This window comes from Candidatus Chryseobacterium colombiense (genome assembly GCA_029203185.1).
Taxonomy (GTDB): domain Bacteria; phylum Bacteroidota; class Bacteroidia; order Flavobacteriales; family Weeksellaceae; genus Chryseobacterium; species Chryseobacterium colombiense.
This window is the reverse complement of the sequence record CP119310.1, coordinates 2,653,646-2,668,791: the sequence shown is the minus strand read 5'-3', so window position 1 is coordinate 2,668,791 and position 15,146 is coordinate 2,653,646. Positions and strand designations below refer to the sequence as shown.

Genomic DNA, 15,146 nt, shown 5'->3' with positions numbered 1-15,146 from the left:
AATTACTTCTATCTTTGCCGCAAAATTAGTGACAATTAATTAGATATTACAAAATTATATATTATTACTTTTAATTGATGAAAATAAATAACTTTTTAGAACTGAGGGATTTTCAGAAGATTATTATCGAAAAAGAAGCCATAGAGCTTAATGATACTGTTTTGCAGAGAGTTGAAGAAAGTTTTCGGTTTCTGAAAGATTTTTCTAAGAATAAAGTAATATATGGAGTGAATACCGGTTTCGGACCGATGGCTCAATTCAAAATTAATGATGATGATACGCATCAGTTGCAATATAATCTGATCAGAAGCCATTCTTCAGGGATTGGAAATCCGTTGCCGGAAGATGAGGTGAAAGCTGCCATGTTGGCAAGATTAAATACATTATCACTGGGGAATTCGGGAGTGCATATTTCTGTTGTTAATTTACTTAAAGAGCTTATTAATAGAAATATTACGCCGCTTATTTTCGAGCATGGAGGAGTCGGAGCGAGTGGAGATTTAGTGCAGTTGGCTCATTTGGCTTTGGTTCTGATTGGTGAAGGTGAAGTTTTTTATAAAGGAGACAGAAGATCAACCAAAGACGTTTTTGCTCTTGAAGGGTTAGAGCCTATTCATGTGGAGATTCGTGAGGGATTGGCCTTAATGAACGGAACTTCAGTAATGTCTGGAATTGGGGCTGTAAATGCTTACAAAGCAAATCAATTGACTGATATTTCTATCAAACTTTCCTGCGCTATTAATGAAATTGTTCTTGCTTATGATGATCACTTGTCGGCGGCGCTAAACGGAACAAAAAGACATGCGGGTCAGCAAAAAATTGCTGAAAAAATGAGAAATCATTTATCGGACAGCAAATTGGTGAGAAAAAGAGAAGAACATCTTTATACTCATTTTGAAGAACAGGATAAAGTTTTTAAAGATAAAGTTCAGGAATATTACTCAATCCGATGTGTTCCGCAGATCTTAGGACCTGTGTTGGATACATTGGAATTTACAGAGAAAGTTCTTGAAGATGAGATCAACTCAGCCAATGACAATCCAATTATTAACGTTGAAGACCAACACGTTTATCACGGAGGAAATTTCCATGGAGACTATATTTCTTTGGAAATGGACAAACTTAAAATTGTGGTTACCAAACTGACCATGTTGGCTGAAAGACAGCTTAATTATCTTTTAAATGCTAAGATCAATGAAATTTTACCACCTTTTGTAAATTTAGGTAAATTAGGTTTTAATTTTGGGATGCAGGGAGTTCAGTTTACAGCAACCTCTACAACAGCGGAAAGCCAGATGCTGTCAAATTCAATGTATGTTCACAGTATTCCTAATAATAATGATAACCAGGATATTGTGAGTATGGGAACAAATGCAGCGGTAATTTGCAGAAAGGTGATCGAAAACGCATTTGAGGTTCTTTCTATTGAAGCGATCACGATTGTTCAGGCGATCGAATATCTTGGATATCAGGATGAAGTTTCTTCTGCGACGAAAGCGTTGTATGATGATATCAGGAAGATCGTTCCTGCTTTTTCAGAAGATATGATTATGTATCCTTATCTTGAAGAAGTTAAAAAATATTTCAAGAACATGTAATTATTGATGAGGTTTACTTGTCAATACTATATAAATTAAGATTAAAAATACCATGAAATGTGCTATTGTAACAGGGGGCTCCAGAGGAATCGGAAGAGCAATCTGTTTGAAACTCGCAGAAGAAAAAAATTATCATATCCTTATCAACTACACTTCCAATGAAGCTGCGGCAAAAGAAACCTTGGCTGCAATAGAAGAGTTGGGAACAACCGGAGAAATTCTGAAATTTGATGTAGGAAATGCTGAAGAAACTCAACAGGTTTTAACAGAATGGCAGGAAAGCAATCCAAGCGCTGTAGTTGAAGTTATTGTAAATAATGCAGGAATCACAAGAGATGGATTATTTATGTGGATGCCGAGTGAAGACTGGAATTCTGTGATCAATACAAGTTTAAATGGTTTTTATAATGTAACTAATTTCTTTATTCAGAAATTGTTGCGTAACAAATATGGCAGAATTATCAATATGGTTTCTGTTTCCGGGGTGAAAGGTACTGCCGGACAAACCAATTATTCTGCAGCAAAAGGAGCTTTGGTAGGCGCTACAAAAGCGTTGGCCCAGGAAGTGGCAAAGAGAAATATTACGGTAAATGCAGTAGCACCTGGATTTATCAGAACAGATATGACGCAGGATTTTAATGAAGATGAATTGAAAACAATGATTCCTGCCAACAGATTTGGAGAAGCTGAAGAAGTAGCAGATTTAGTTGCATTTCTGGCGTCAAGAAAATCTTCTTACATTACGGGAGAAGTAATTAATATTAATGGAGGAATCTACTCTTAAATAATGTAACAATTTAACAATGTAGCAATTGAATTCGATTTAAAAATTGTTACATTGATAAACTGATACATTGCTAAATTTTAAAAGCATGGAAAATAGGGTTGTAATTACCGGAATGGGAATTTATTCTTGCATCGGAACTTCTCTGGAAGAAGTCAGAGAATCCCTATATCAAGGTAAATCCGGTATTATTTTAGATAAAGAAAGAAAAGAATTCGGATTCAGATCGGGACTTACAGGAGTCGTTCCGAAGCCGGATCTGAAAAATCTATTGAACAGGAGACAACGTGTAAGCATGGGAGAAGAAAGCGAATACGCTTATCTTGCGACTATTGATGCACTTAAACAGGCCAATTTGGGTCAGGATTTCCTGGATGCCCATGAAGTTGGTATTTTATATGGAAATGATAGTGTTTCTCAGGCGGTCGTAGAATCTATTGACATTGCCAGAGAAAAGAAAGATACAACACTGATGGGATCCGGAGCCATCTTCAAATCGATGAATTCTACCGTTACGATGAATCTTTCAACGATATTCAGGTTGAGAGGAATTAATCTTACGATAAGTGCAGCTTGCGCAAGTGGATCGCATTCCCTTGGGTTGGCTTATATGATGATCAAAAACGGTTTTCAGGACATGATTGTTTGCGGTGGAGCGCAGGAAACCAATAAATATTCAATGGCTAGTTTTGACGGGTTAGGTGTTTTTTCAGTAAGAGAAGATGGGCCCACAAAAGCTTCAAGACCTTTCGACTCAGCCAGAGATGGACTTATTCCGAGTGGAGGAGCGGCAACTTTAATTGTTGAAAGTTTAGAATCTGCACAGAAAAGAGGTGCAAATATCATCGCAGAAATTGTTGGCTATGGATTTTCATCCAACGGAGGACATATTTCCACACCCAATGTTGACGGACCGGCTTTAGCAATGAACAGAGCTTTGAAGCAATCAGGATTAGAAGCCGGAAATATTGATTATATTAATGCTCATGCGACTTCTACACCTATTGGAGACGCTAATGAAGCAAGAGCTATTCACGAAATTTTCGGAAGTGAAGTTCCGGTAAGTTCTACGAAGTCAATGACGGGACATGAATGCTGGATGGCAGGAGCAAGTGAAGTGATTTATTCCATCCTGATGATGCAGAATGATTTTATCGCTCCGAACATCAACTTAGAAACTCCTGACGAAGACGCTCAAAAGATAAATCTGATCTCCAAAACAAAAAGTCAAAAAATTGATGTATTTTTGTCGAATTCTTTCGGATTTGGGGGAACCAATTCTGCATTAATAGTTAAAAAATTTGATTAAAAACATGGAAAGAGAAAAAATTATTGCTATAGCAAATGATTTTTTGATTAATGAATTCGAAGTAGATGGAGATGAGATCAGCGGAGAGGCTAATCTTAAGAAAACCCTTGGTTTAGATAGTCTGGATTATATTGATCTTGTAGTCGTAATAGAATCTAACTTCGGAGTGAAATTAGGAGAAGCAGACTTTAAGCAAATGGTGACATTTGATGATTTCTATACGACCATCGAAAATAAAATCACTGAAAAAAACGCATAATTATCGATTAAAATCTACTCTAAAATGTAACAATATAGCTATCTGACAGTTTTCAATGTTTAACATATTGTTACATTGTTAGAATACTGTATTGCTAAATTAGAACTATGAACAAGTGGAAAGGTAAATCCAAAGGCAGTATTTTAGGATATAAAATATTCGTCTGGTGTATTAAAAATATAGGGATCCGGAGTTCATATCTTGTTTTATACTTTGTTGCTGCCTATTATTTTTTATTTCTGAAAAAAAGCAATAAATACATTTCTTATTACTTTCATAAAAGACTTCATTACAGTTCTTGGAAAACAAAACTTTCAGTATTTAAAAGCTATTTTACATTTGGTCAGGTGCTAATTGATAAAACCGCTATTTCTGCTGGGCTTAGAAATAAATATACGTACGAATTTGACGGCATTGGGAACCTTAAAAACCTTTTGGCAGAAAAAAAAGGAGGAGTATTAATAAGTGCTCATATCGGAAATTTTGAAATTGCCGAACGTTTTTTTGCAGATATTGATTTTGATTGTCAGATCAATTTGGTGACTACAGATCAGGAAGTTACCGTGATTAAAGAATACCTCGAAAGTGTAGCGGTCAGTAAGAGTTCTATTAAGTTCATCTATGTGAAAGAAGATATGTCGCATATTTTCGATATTAATGATGCTTTATCCAAGAATGAACTGATCTGCTTTACCGGAGATCGTTACTTTGAAGGTTCAAAATATCTGGAAGGAGAGCTGCTTGGGAAAGCGGCAAAATTTCCTGCAGGTCCGTTCCTTATTGCTTCCAGATTGGGAGTTCCGGTTGTGTATGTCTATGTAATGAAAGAAAAAAATCTTCATTACCATTTATATGCAAGAGTGGCTCAAAATATCAAAAAGCGTGATTCACAAGGGCTTTTGAATTCATATACCCAGAATCTTGAATCCACGTTAAGAAAATATCCACTTCAATGGTTCAATTATTTTGATTTTTGGGATGATATTGATTAATTCCATACTTTTACTTTCTAAAAAATTAAAACTTAACCATTAATTTATTGAGGAATTAAAGCTTTATTCTTAAAAGAAATTGCATTTAATGTTAAAATAATTCCACAATCAAAATAAAACACAGCTTTTCTCCTTTGAAAAAAGAATTTGACATACTTGTGATCGGAAGCGGATTGGGAGGTCTTGTTTCGGCTCTTATTCTGGCTAAAGAAGGACAGAAAGTGGGTGTGTTGGAAAAAAATAATCAATTCGGAGGGAACTTACAGACCTTTTCACGGGACAAATTAATCTTTGATACTGGTGTTCATTATATTGGAGGACTTTCAGAGGGGCAGAATCTTAACCGGTTTTTCTCTTATTTGGAAATTATGGATGAGCTTCAGCTTCATAAAATGAATGAAGATGGGTATGACAGAATTACATTTGGAGAAGATGAAACAGAATATCCCCATGCTCAAGGCTATGAGAATTTTGTTAATCAATTGGCTCATTTTTTTCCTGAAGAAAGACAGAATTTGGAAACCTACTGTGAGGAGATTCAGGAAATCTGTAATTATTTCCCAAGATATAATGTCGTTGGAAAAGACAATTATAATGAAGAAATTCTCCACTTAAATACTAGAAGATTTATAGAGTCAATCACCTCGAATGAAAAATTACAGGCGGTATTGCTGGGCTCTAATTTCCTTTATGCCGGAGACTCAGAAAATACTCCTTTCTATGTGCATGCTTTAACGGTGAATTCCTATATCCAAAGCGCTTACAAATGTGTGAAAGGTGGAAGTCAGATTTCAAAACTCTTGGTGAAAAAACTCCGCGAATATGGAGCAGAGATTCATCGTCATTCTGAAGTTTCTGAAATGATATTTAACAATGACAATATTTTGACTTCAGTAAAAACCAAGTCGGGAAAAGAATATTTTGCTAAGAAGTTTATTTCAAATATTGAAATCCGTTCATTGATCCCATTAATTGGAAAAGAAAGATTGAAAAAATCTTTCCTGAATCGTGTTCTGAGTTGGGAACCTGTTTCTTCCTGTTTCAGTGTGTATTTGGTGCTTAAACCGAATTCGATTCTGAACTACGATTATAATATTTACCATTACTCATCTGAAGAATTGGTCTGGAATGCCTATCGCTATGACAAAAGTCTATGGCCGGAAACCTATATGCTTTCCACAACACCCTCTAAACATCATCCTGAATTTGCAGAAAGTTTAACTGCAATTTCTTATATGGATTTTGAAGAGGTAAAAGAATGGGAAAAAACATTTAATACAGTTGCAGATGAGCATGAAAGAGGACAGTTGTATGAACAATTCAAATTAGAAAAAGCTGAAAAAATGATTGCTGCTCTTGAACAGAAAATTCCCGGTTTGAGAAATGCTATAAAAAAGGTGTATACTTCTTCTCCTTTATCCTATCGTGATTATATCGGAAGTTTTGACGGAAATATGTACGGATATGCCAAAACCTCCGAAAATCCTTTAAAAACAATGGTTTCTCCCCGTACAAAGATCGATAATCTGTTCCTTACTGGACAATCTGTAAATATGCACGGAATTTTGGGCTGTACCATTGGTGGATTCAATACTTGTGCAGAGATTCTGGGAAAAGAGGTGATTGATGAAAGACTAACACAAATGATTAATAAAAGTGAAAAAGAAAAATAATATACAGTCTTTTGTCATTCTGAATGAAGTGGGACACAATGAAGAATCTAAATTAAAAAACGGAAATTCTTTCTATCGTCCGAATGACATTTGGCAATTTTTATTTAGTATTCTTTTTATTGCAAGTTTTACGTCGTGTGGTATTCGAAAATCCATCAAACATGTTCCTGACGTAAAACAATATTCGCTTGAAATTCCAAAAGTAAACAAGATTAATGATTCGACTTTTAGTTTTAATCAGAATTATTTGACGAAAAATAAACAGCAGCTTTGGGAATTGTATATTAAAGGAAATCCTTTACAGCTAGGTTACAATAACGGAGCTTTGACGCAAAATCTGATGCAGAAGCAGGAAGAAATATTCTTTTCAAAAGTAGAAGGTTTTGTTCCATCGAAGTTTAAGCAAGATTTATTACGAGGCTTCTTAAAATGGTACAACCGGAAAATGTATCTGAACATCCGCGAAGATTATCAGGCTGAATTGTACGGTTTATCCCAATATTCATCGGATAAATATGATTTTATTGCTCCGAAATTTTTGCGAAGCATGTATCTGCACGGAGCGCACGACATTGGTCACGCGATGCAGGATTTGATGGTGGTTGGCTGTACTTCTCTCGCAGTTTGGAATGAAAATACAGAAGATGGAGATTTACTGATCGGGAGGAATTTTGATTTTTACGTAGGCGATGATTTTTCTAAAAATAAATTGATTGAATTTGTAGAGCCGGAAGAAGGATTTCCTTATCTGGCCGTAAGCTGGCCGGGAATGATCGGTGTCGTTTCAGGGATGAATAAGGAAGGAATTACAGTAACGATCAATGCCGGAAAATCTAAAATTCCGCTGACGGCAAAAACGCCGATTTCTCTGGTAACAAGAGAGATTTTACAATATGCCAAAAACATTGATGAAGCGATTGCCATTGCCAAAAATCGGAAAGTTTTCGTTTCAGAATCGATTTTGGTGGGAAGCGCGAATGATAAAAATGCCGTAATTATCGAAGTCTCTCCGGATAATTTTGGAGTGTACAAAGTGGAAAATATAAGCCGTGTTTTTTGTACAAACCATTTCCAGTCGGATGCTTACAAAAATGATAAAAGAAACCAAAAGCATATTACAGAAAGTCATTCTGAGTACCGTTACGAAAAATTACAGGAACTCTTGCAAGTAAATAAGAAGCTTAATCCTGAAAAAATGGCAGTAATTTTAAGAGATAGATCGGGCTTGAAAGGAGAAAAGATCGGCTATGGAAATGAAAAGGCGATCAACCAACTTTTAGCGCATCACGCGGTAATTTTTTCGCCTCAGAAAAAACTGGTTTGGGTGTCTTCAAATCCTTATCAGTTGGGAGAATTTGTTTGCTATGATTTAAATGAGATTTTTTCGGATAAAAGATTGAAAAGTGGTGAATTTGCAAAGTCAGATTTAAATATTGCTAAAGACCCTTTTGTAGATTCTAAGGAATTTAAGAATTACGAAGAATATAAATTTGCCAGCTCTGAGGTGAATCATGCAATTGATGATAAAAATGTAATGCTTGCGGATGATTTTCTGCCTCATTATCGGTCTTTAAACCCGGATTTTTGGGTGGTGTATTATGAGTCCGGGAAATATTATTTTAATAAAAAAGAATATTCCAAAGCAAAAATAGAGTTTGAAAAAGCTTTGACTAAAGAGATTACAACGGTTCCCGATAAAGAAAACGTCGAAAAATATTTGAAGAAAACGTTGAAGAAATTGAGGTAGTTTCAAGGTTTCGGCGGCGGCAAAGCCGCCGCCGAAACAAACAAACCAGTAACGAATTCAGAAAAATCAGCTAATCTCCGGACTTACCCGATTCAAAAATAAAAACGTTGCAACACCAGAAATAACCGAAGCTGTACTTGCTAAGATCATACTTCCGATCACATATTGCAGAAGGTTATTTTTTACGAGGTCAAAATTCAGTTCCTGGCTTAAAATGCTGCTGTCGCCATGTACGAAAGGTGCTCCCAAAAACAATGAAGCAGCAATAATAAAAGGAATAAATGGTGGCAAGCTTACATTGGAAGCCACAAAAGCCAAGACTTTATTTAATTTGAAAAGAACGGCTAAAGAAATTACCAGTAGGGTCTGAAATCCCCAGAAAGGAGATAATCCTATAAAAACGCCTAAAGCTATGGAAAACGCCTTATTGCGGTTGGTTCCGTCACTTTCTAAGACATCTTCCTTGATGAAGCGTTTAATGCTTTTTTTTTTGAAATTATTCACGAAGTTTCGAGGAATAATGTAAAGCAAAGTGATCGTTACCAAAATGGTATTGAGAATGCTGATCCTCGTAAAATCTTTAAATGGCCTGAAATGCGAAACCCTTTCCGCAGGATCATACAGAACTTTTATCGGAACATTTTTCACAGGAACGTGTCGCCATGCTGTTCGTACAATAATTTCAATTTCGAACTCGAATTTTGGAGTGAAATATTTCTTCGGAATTCTGTGTAAAGGATACAATCGATAGCCTGATTGCGTATCTTCAAGCTTAATTCCGGTCTCAAACCAGAACCAAAAATTAGAGAAACGGTTTCCAAAGCTGCTTTTCTTTGGAATTCCGTCCTGAGACATATTTCGGTTTCCAATTAAAAGAACATCTTCATTGTCATTAAGCAAAGTTTCCACAAAAACAGGAATATCATCGGGATAATGCTGTCCGTCAGAATCGATTGTTATCGCATAGTTATAACCGAGTTCTTTTGCCTTTCTGAAGCCTATTTTTAGACCATTTCCTTTTCCTTTGTTTTCAGGTAAGCTGATGACTTCAATTTGGGGATGTTGGCTTAAAATTTCCTTTGTAGAATCGGTAGAGCCGTCGTTGACAACAATGATATTTTCTGTGTATTCTAAAACACCGTCGATCACTCTTTTCAGAGTTTTTTCATTATTGTAAGTAGGTATTAAAACGCAGATCTTTTTTTCAGAGATTGCATTTTGTACTTCAGGCAGGGTCATTGTTTTATTTAAAGGTTGCTTTTTCGGCTTCGGTCATCGTTTTGGATTGTGCGGCGAATCTTTTGATATAACTTTTCAGCGCAGTGTTTTGTTTGCTGTAATTATTTAAAAGAAAAGCTTTATCATCTTTAAGACTTCCTCTGTATCCTACAATTTTAGGAATATTTTCCTGAACGCTCATTCGGATCACTCTCAATTCAACGTTGTTCGGATTACTTTTAATAATCGCTTCAAGACTTGTTGCGCCGGATTTTACCAAAGTTTTTCGATTGTTTTTGGTAATTTTGGCTTCCATGATGTGGGCTGCAGCTTTATAGCCCTGAATTACAGCATCTGATCCGGATGTTTTTTCTGCAATATTGATAAATTCTTCCGTATTTGCATTGGACGAATTGGCCTTTGCGTAGCTTTCTCTCAAAGATTCAAGACCTGATTGGAAAAAAAGAATAAAAGCCGTTAAGAATGAAAAAATGAGCTTCATTTTGATGTTTTTTGGTAGTTTACTGACATTTTTAATGCAATAGTCTCGCCAAAAGACGTCGTATTTTTTACTTTTACTTCTTCTTCGGTCTGAGTGATATCGAGTTGCAGTTTCAGTTCCGGCGTTTCAAACGGATTGATGATCGCCATAAATTTCACATTGGATGCCGTTTTTAAAAATAAAGGCGACCCTGTGAATTCTTCAGAAAGTTCTTTTACGATCTGCATCATACAAACTCCCGGTGTTACCGGATTTCCCGGAAAATGACCTTTGAAAATATCATGATCTTTATTAAGGGAAATGTTGGCAATATAACTTCCGTTTTCCGCCTGTTCGTATGATTGCAAAGTATAAAAATCTGTAAGAATGGTCTGCATGTTATTCTGTTTCAGTTATTTGAAATAGTTTTATGTTGATCTTGAAATCTTTGTGTTGAAGATCAATACTATCCGCGAAGATATGTTTTTTTGCATCAAAAGTAAAATCGATTTTTTCCTTATTATTTTTCGTGTAAATGATTTGTTTCAATAAACCATTTTCTTTGTTAAAGAATAAATAATAGATTTTTTTATCAACTTTAGAAAGATAAATTTTCGAATTCTCATTTTCAAAGCTTTCAGTCACAGGATATTCTCTTTTTAAAAGCTGTTGAAAGTCGTTCTTTAAAAAGTTGATGACGATTTTTTTATCTAAATCAGGAAGAACATAATTCAGTTTAAAATCATTATCAGAAATTTCAAAATCGATTAATTTATTTCCGAAATCTGAAGTTAAAACAACACGATGCGTCGTTTCGTTAATTTTTTTTAATATCAAAATTCCGCTAACGTGATTTTTATAAATATCCATCTGGCATTTATAAACATAATCTTCATTGGAAGAAAAGTATAAATTTTCAACCGTTTTTTCAGAATTAGAAACAGGTTTTGCATCCGTAAGTTTGTAGGTTTTACACGAAACAAACAGTAAGAAAATCAGACTATAAACTGAATTCTGAAGCAGCAATCGGCGCATTGATCTTGGTATTTTTGAAAACAATATTCGTCGTGTCACCTGAAGCTTCCGTCATATTCACCTGAGAAACCGTTGATTGTCCTTTCGGAAAACTCAATTCGATCTGCTTAATATATTTCAGCAATTGAGCCGATTTCGGGGTAAATTTTGCAATGTTGAAATTGGCATTTTTCAAGTAAGTCACAGAAAATTCAGGATCGTTAAACATTTGTCCGTTTGAACTTCCGACAATCAGTTTATTGATTTTTTCAAAAGTTTTACTTTTCGCATCGACAGAAGATTTTTTCCCCTGATCGTTGATGAAAATTTTATTATCCTTGAAAACAATGCTGTATTGATAAGGTTTCGTATACTTCCAGCTCAGCATATTCGGAGTCTTTAAAGACATTTTCCCGTACGTTACGATGCTTTTATCCAGAAAATCCATTTTTTTGGTTTGGGTAAAATCTGCCTGTAAGGTTTTTATTTCTTTGGTTTCCGAAGAAACTTTGGCTACAAATGCTTTTGATTCTGTCGCCGACATCGCCGTGTTTTGAGCAAAGACAAAAGTCGAAATTAATAAAAGAGTGCTTAAAGCTATATTTTTAATCATTGTTTAACGTCTTTAAATTTAACCGCAAGGATGACATGGATTTCACAAAGGACACGATTGAATATTTAATAATTCTTGTGTTCCTGGTAAAATCCTTGTGGACTTAGTGGTTTTCAAATTTATCAATTGTAAAAGTTAAATAATTTTTATCCTTCAAAAATACTAATAAATCTACCAAAACATTGTACGTTTTTTCCGAAGTGTCGTGAAGAAGAATGATACTTCCTTTTTTCAATCCTTTGGTAACTTTTTGGTAAATTTTTTTCTCATCTTCTGTAATCGTATCGAGAGAGCGGACATTCCAGCCGATACTTTTTTTGGGAGTTTTTTTGATGGCTTTGGCAATATTCGGATTCGTAACACCAAAAGGTGGACGGTATAAATTCGTCTTTAAGTTTCCAATTTTCAACATCACTTCATCACATTTTTCAATCTCTTCAACCATTTTTGCGGTTGACAAAAAACCTGTCGTGTTCGAATGTGAAAAAGTGTGATTTCCAACCGTATGACCTTCTGCAATAATTCTTTGGAACGTTTTGGGATATTTTTCAATCTGTTTCCCGATGCAGAAAAAGGTAGCTTTTACATTGTTTTCTTTTAACAGATCTAAAAACTTCGGTGTAAATTCTGTCGGACCATCATCAAAAGTCAGGGCCACTTCCTTGATCTTTGTTCTTTTATGAGTAATGCTGTTAACAAAATATCCTAATTCAATATCGAAAGAACCCCAAACAACAACCGCAGAAAACAATAAAAAACAAAACAAATACACCCAAAAAGTCCCATGAAACGCATAAATAAACACGTTACAGAAAAGATAAAATAGAATAAATGGGTAATGTTTCATCTTTATTGTTTTTGAATTTGGTTTAAAATATCCGCAATTGTATCAACAATATCATTCTGAATGGAGCAAAGCGAAATGAAGAATCTCAACTTAATATTCTTAATCCTTAAATATAATTCTTAATGTTTCAGATTAAAATTAACCATTAAGTTTCAGTTTAGGTGTTAAGATTATTAAGAGATTTCTCCTTCGTCGAAATGACAATTACACTGTTTATTTTGCTGAGTGAAAGGAAAAATTTTTTCAAACATTAAAATAAAATCTTGAGCCTCTATGTTAAAATTCTAAATTCTCAAACCTAACAGGTTTCAAAAAGCTGTTAGGTTTTGCTTTTAAACTTTCCCCAACAAAACCAAACTATGATCACTTTCTCCAAGATGATTATAAAGCAAAATATTTTTAATCCCTTCTTTCTTCACAGAATTAATCATTATCACTTCCGGAATTTCCTGATTTTTAAGAATATGACAAGCCATAAACGTTGAAAAACCACTCGCCGTATTAAATTCTCCGCTTAAATGTTTATAATACAACAATGCTGAATTTTCAAACAAATTCATTGCTTTCGTGTAATAAACATCCGATTTCGCATCTCCGCTGAAACCTAAAATCACAGCATCAATATCTTGAGCAGATAAATTATTTTTAGCTAAAAAATCTTCAACAAATTGTTCCGTTTCTTCCAAATCTAATTGGCTATTGATCTGGATGTCTCGCAATTGAGCATAAGAATTTTCCGTTTTATTTTTCCCTAAAACAAAAAAGCTTGCGCCTTCTCCCCAAATGACGCCGTCTGTTGTTGAGTTCAGATAATTAACGGGAAGATTTTCTTCTTTTTTAATGGTTTTGTTCAATCTGTACAATTCCATTGTCCGGTCGGTTTGTTCGTCTGTTGAGCCTACCAAAACGTTTTCCGCTTCGCCATCATTGATCTGTAATTTTGCGTCTAAAAACGAAAATTCCAGCGACGAAGAGGTGTTGACATATGTAAAATTGTACGCGTGACATTGCAATCCTAAAGCAATTTGCCCCGCAACAGTATTGTGTGTAGATTGAATAAAAAATGTCGGAGTGAGAAACTCTTCATTATTATCCAATACATTTTTTAGGAATTTTTCAGAATCCTGGGAACAGCCCATTCCTGTTCCGACGATAATCGCGTCAGGATTTTCGATTCCGGCTTCTTTCAAAGCGTATTGTGAAGCTACGGAACTCATTTTTACTGTTTTAGACATTCTTCTGCTTGCTGCAGGCGGAATGAATTCCTTGTAATTGGGTTCGATCGCTTTTAAAACCTGAGATGAATTTTCAAGCTTAAGATTTTGGAAAAAATTCTCGTTTAAAGTGTCCTGAACCGAGATACAGGCTGCACTGTTGATGTAAACTGCACTCATGATTTTGAGAAAATTAAAGTTGAACAATTTCCTCCAAAACCAAACGAATTGGAAAGAACATGGTTAATATTTTTCTCTTTGAGCTCAGTCACGGGCGTTAAATCAAATTCTTCCATTTTGGTTTTAAAATTCAGATTCGGGAAAATAAGATTGTTTTGAATGGCCAATAAAGAATATACCGCTTCAATTCCTGCCGCCGCTGCCAAAGTATGCCCCGTAAAAGCTTTCGTAGAACTGAATTCGGGAACTTTATTTTCTCCAAAAATTCTGATCATAGCAATACCTTCCGACAAATCATTATTCGGAGTTGCCGTTCCATGAACGTTGATATAATCGATATTTTCTTTGTCTAAACCTGAAATTTTCAATGCTTTTTCCATGGCTAAATAAGCTCCCTGTCCATTTTCCGAAGAAGCGGTTTGATGATGTGCATCGTTCGCATTTCCGTAGCCTGAAAGATAACCTAAGACTTTTTTATTTTCTTTTTTAACGACTTCATCAGATTCCAGAACGATGAAAGCGGCTGCTTCGCCGAGATTCAAACCTTTTCTGTCGTTGTCAAAAGGTGTGTTGTAAGAATCCGTCAGAATCATCAGCGTATTAAATCCATTCAATGTAAATTTTGAAAGAGAATCTGTTCCACCAACAATCATGCGATCCAAAACGCCGTTTTTAATGAGTTTTGCACCCATCATAATCGCATTGGCTGCAGACGAACAAGCGGTACTGATCGTTGAAACCATGCCTTTTAGACCCAAATAATCTGCAATCAATAACGATGAATTTCCTGCATCGTGAGCGTCAATATATTTTTGCTTTTCAGGAAAGTCTTCGTAAGTGTAGAAATATTTTTCGGTAACGTCCATTCCGCCAACGCTTGTTGAAGAAATTAATCCGGTTTTATATTCATTAATGTCGGAAATTCCGGCACTTTCTACGGCTTCTTTTGCAGCAATCATTCCTAATAAAGAAGTTCTTGTCGCATTATTATCTTCATTTAACTGAAGTTTTTCAATAAGTTCTTCATTTGACAATTTTATTTCGCCGGTTTTAATATTTCCGGAATGACGAGTCTCAAACAAGCTAATGTCTGAAATTCCATGTTTTCCGGATTTTAGCGAACTCAAATTTTCTTCCACATTGTTTCCAATTGCGGAAATGATGCCCATTCCTGTTATGGCAATTTTTTGACCCATTTTAATTTTATAATGTAACAA

Annotated in this window: 15 protein-coding genes; 7 read left to right on the top strand and 8 right to left on the bottom strand. The window is 35.1% G+C overall.

Translation table 11 applies throughout. The features are described 5' to 3' along the window. The first annotated feature begins 77 nt into the window (after positions 1 to 77). The 7 genes from P0Y62_11885 to P0Y62_11855 all read left to right on the top strand — a co-directional run bounded on the left by P0Y62_11885 (position 78) and on the right by P0Y62_11855 (position 8,362). Positions 78 to 1,598, top strand: a complete 1,521-nt coding sequence (locus tag P0Y62_11885; protein WEK68550.1) for an aromatic amino acid ammonia-lyase — start codon at positions 78 to 80, stop codon at positions 1,596 to 1,598. A gap of 52 nt (positions 1,599 to 1,650) precedes the next feature. Continuing rightward, a complete protein-coding gene (gene fabG / locus P0Y62_11880) occupies positions 1,651 to 2,382 on the top strand; it encodes a 3-oxoacyl-ACP reductase FabG (protein WEK68549.1) in 732 nt (243 codons plus the stop codon). An 88-nt stretch (positions 2,383 to 2,470) separates the two neighbouring features. Further along, entirely contained in the window at positions 2,471 to 3,691 is a 1,221-nt protein-coding gene (locus tag P0Y62_11875; GenBank protein WEK68548.1) for a beta-ketoacyl-[acyl-carrier-protein] synthase family protein, read from the top strand. 4 nt (positions 3,692 to 3,695) lie between these two features. Next, positions 3,696 to 3,950: a phosphopantetheine-binding protein gene (locus tag P0Y62_11870; protein WEK68547.1), complete on the top strand. Its 255-nt coding sequence runs from the start codon at positions 3,696 to 3,698 to the stop codon at positions 3,948 to 3,950. Positions 3,951 to 4,057: 107 nt separating this feature from the next. Continuing rightward, entirely contained in the window at positions 4,058 to 4,942 is an 885-nt protein-coding gene (locus P0Y62_11865) for a lipid A biosynthesis acyltransferase (GenBank protein WEK68546.1), read from the top strand. Positions 4,943 to 5,076: 134 nt separating this feature from the next. Beyond that, on the top strand, positions 5,077 to 6,615 hold the full coding sequence (locus P0Y62_11860) for an NAD(P)/FAD-dependent oxidoreductase (GenBank protein ID WEK68545.1): 1,539 nt from the start codon (positions 5,077 to 5,079) through the stop codon (positions 6,613 to 6,615). A gap of 88 nt (positions 6,616 to 6,703) precedes the next feature. After that, positions 6,704 to 8,362, top strand: coding sequence for a C45 family autoproteolytic acyltransferase/hydrolase (locus P0Y62_11855; protein ID WEK71802.1), 1,659 nt, complete (start codon positions 6,704 to 6,706; stop codon positions 8,360 to 8,362). A gap of 66 nt (positions 8,363 to 8,428) precedes the next feature. Here the strand turns inward: P0Y62_11855 and P0Y62_11850 are convergent, their stop codons facing one another. From P0Y62_11850 to P0Y62_11815, 8 genes are all read right to left on the bottom strand, one after another. Then, complete coding sequence (locus P0Y62_11850; protein ID WEK68544.1) at positions 8,429 to 9,601, bottom strand: DUF2062 domain-containing protein; 1,173 nt, start codon at positions 9,599 to 9,601, stop codon at positions 8,429 to 8,431. 4 nt (positions 9,602 to 9,605) lie between these two features. After that, positions 9,606 to 10,082 (bottom strand): hypothetical protein, encoded by a 477-nt coding sequence (locus P0Y62_11845; GenBank protein ID WEK68543.1) that lies wholly within the window; start codon positions 10,080 to 10,082, stop codon positions 9,606 to 9,608. Continuing rightward, complete coding sequence (locus P0Y62_11840) at positions 10,079 to 10,459, bottom strand: 3-hydroxyacyl-ACP dehydratase (protein ID WEK68542.1); 381 nt, start codon at positions 10,457 to 10,459, stop codon at positions 10,079 to 10,081. The genes P0Y62_11845 and P0Y62_11840 overlap by 4 nt, the downstream gene beginning before the upstream one ends. Position 10,460: 1 nt before the next feature. Then, complete coding sequence (locus tag P0Y62_11835) at positions 10,461 to 11,096, bottom strand: hypothetical protein (protein ID WEK68541.1); 636 nt, start codon at positions 11,094 to 11,096, stop codon at positions 10,461 to 10,463. Beyond that, positions 11,062 to 11,688, bottom strand: coding sequence for an outer membrane lipoprotein carrier protein LolA (locus P0Y62_11830; GenBank protein ID WEK68540.1), 627 nt, complete (start codon positions 11,686 to 11,688; stop codon positions 11,062 to 11,064). Before P0Y62_11830 ends, P0Y62_11835 begins: the two co-directional genes overlap by 35 nt. A gap of 103 nt (positions 11,689 to 11,791) precedes the next feature. Next, positions 11,792 to 12,535 (bottom strand): polysaccharide deacetylase family protein, encoded by a 744-nt coding sequence (locus tag P0Y62_11825; protein WEK68539.1) that lies wholly within the window; start codon positions 12,533 to 12,535, stop codon positions 11,792 to 11,794. Positions 12,536 to 12,867: 332 nt separating this feature from the next. Further along, positions 12,868 to 13,929, bottom strand: a complete 1,062-nt coding sequence (locus P0Y62_11820; GenBank protein ID WEK68538.1) for a beta-ketoacyl synthase N-terminal-like domain-containing protein — start codon at positions 13,927 to 13,929, stop codon at positions 12,868 to 12,870. Beyond that, positions 13,926 to 15,125: a beta-ketoacyl-[acyl-carrier-protein] synthase family protein gene (locus P0Y62_11815; protein WEK68537.1), complete on the bottom strand. Its 1,200-nt coding sequence runs from the start codon at positions 15,123 to 15,125 to the stop codon at positions 13,926 to 13,928. Before P0Y62_11815 ends, P0Y62_11820 begins: the two co-directional genes overlap by 4 nt. Between the last annotated feature and the right edge of the window lie 21 nt (positions 15,126 to 15,146).

Bases quoted from the DNA above. Each gene is read 5' to 3' on its own strand.
- P0Y62_11830 (WEK68540.1), bottom strand. From the start codon at position 11,688: ATGATTAAAAATATAGCTTTAAGCACTCTTTTATTAATTTCGACTTTT.
- P0Y62_11885 (WEK68550.1), top strand. From the start codon at position 78: ATGAAAATAAATAACTTTTTAGAACTGAGGGATTTTCAGAAGATTATT.
- P0Y62_11845 (WEK68543.1), bottom strand. From the start codon at position 10,082: ATGAAGCTCATTTTTTCATTCTTAACGGCTTTTATTCTTTTTTTCCAA.
- P0Y62_11875 (WEK68548.1), top strand. From the start codon at position 2,471: ATGGAAAATAGGGTTGTAATTACCGGAATGGGAATTTATTCTTGCATC.
- P0Y62_11865 (WEK68546.1), top strand. From the start codon at position 4,058: ATGAACAAGTGGAAAGGTAAATCCAAAGGCAGTATTTTAGGATATAAA.
- P0Y62_11850 (WEK68544.1), bottom strand. From the start codon at position 9,601: ATGACCCTGCCTGAAGTACAAAATGCAATCTCTGAAAAAAAGATCTGC.
- P0Y62_11820 (WEK68538.1), bottom strand. From the start codon at position 13,929: ATGAGTGCAGTTTACATCAACAGTGCAGCCTGTATCTCGGTTCAGGAC.
- P0Y62_11815 (WEK68537.1), bottom strand. From the start codon at position 15,125: ATGGGTCAAAAAATTGCCATAACAGGAATGGGCATCATTTCCGCAATT.
- P0Y62_11825 (WEK68539.1), bottom strand. From the start codon at position 12,535: ATGAAACATTACCCATTTATTCTATTTTATCTTTTCTGTAACGTGTTT.
- P0Y62_11870 (WEK68547.1), top strand. From the start codon at position 3,696: ATGGAAAGAGAAAAAATTATTGCTATAGCAAATGATTTTTTGATTAAT.
- P0Y62_11835 (WEK68541.1), bottom strand. From the start codon at position 11,096: ATGCGCCGATTGCTGCTTCAGAATTCAGTTTATAGTCTGATTTTCTTA.
- P0Y62_11840 (WEK68542.1), bottom strand. From the start codon at position 10,459: ATGCAGACCATTCTTACAGATTTTTATACTTTGCAATCATACGAACAG.
- fabG (WEK68549.1), top strand. From the start codon at position 1,651: ATGAAATGTGCTATTGTAACAGGGGGCTCCAGAGGAATCGGAAGAGCA.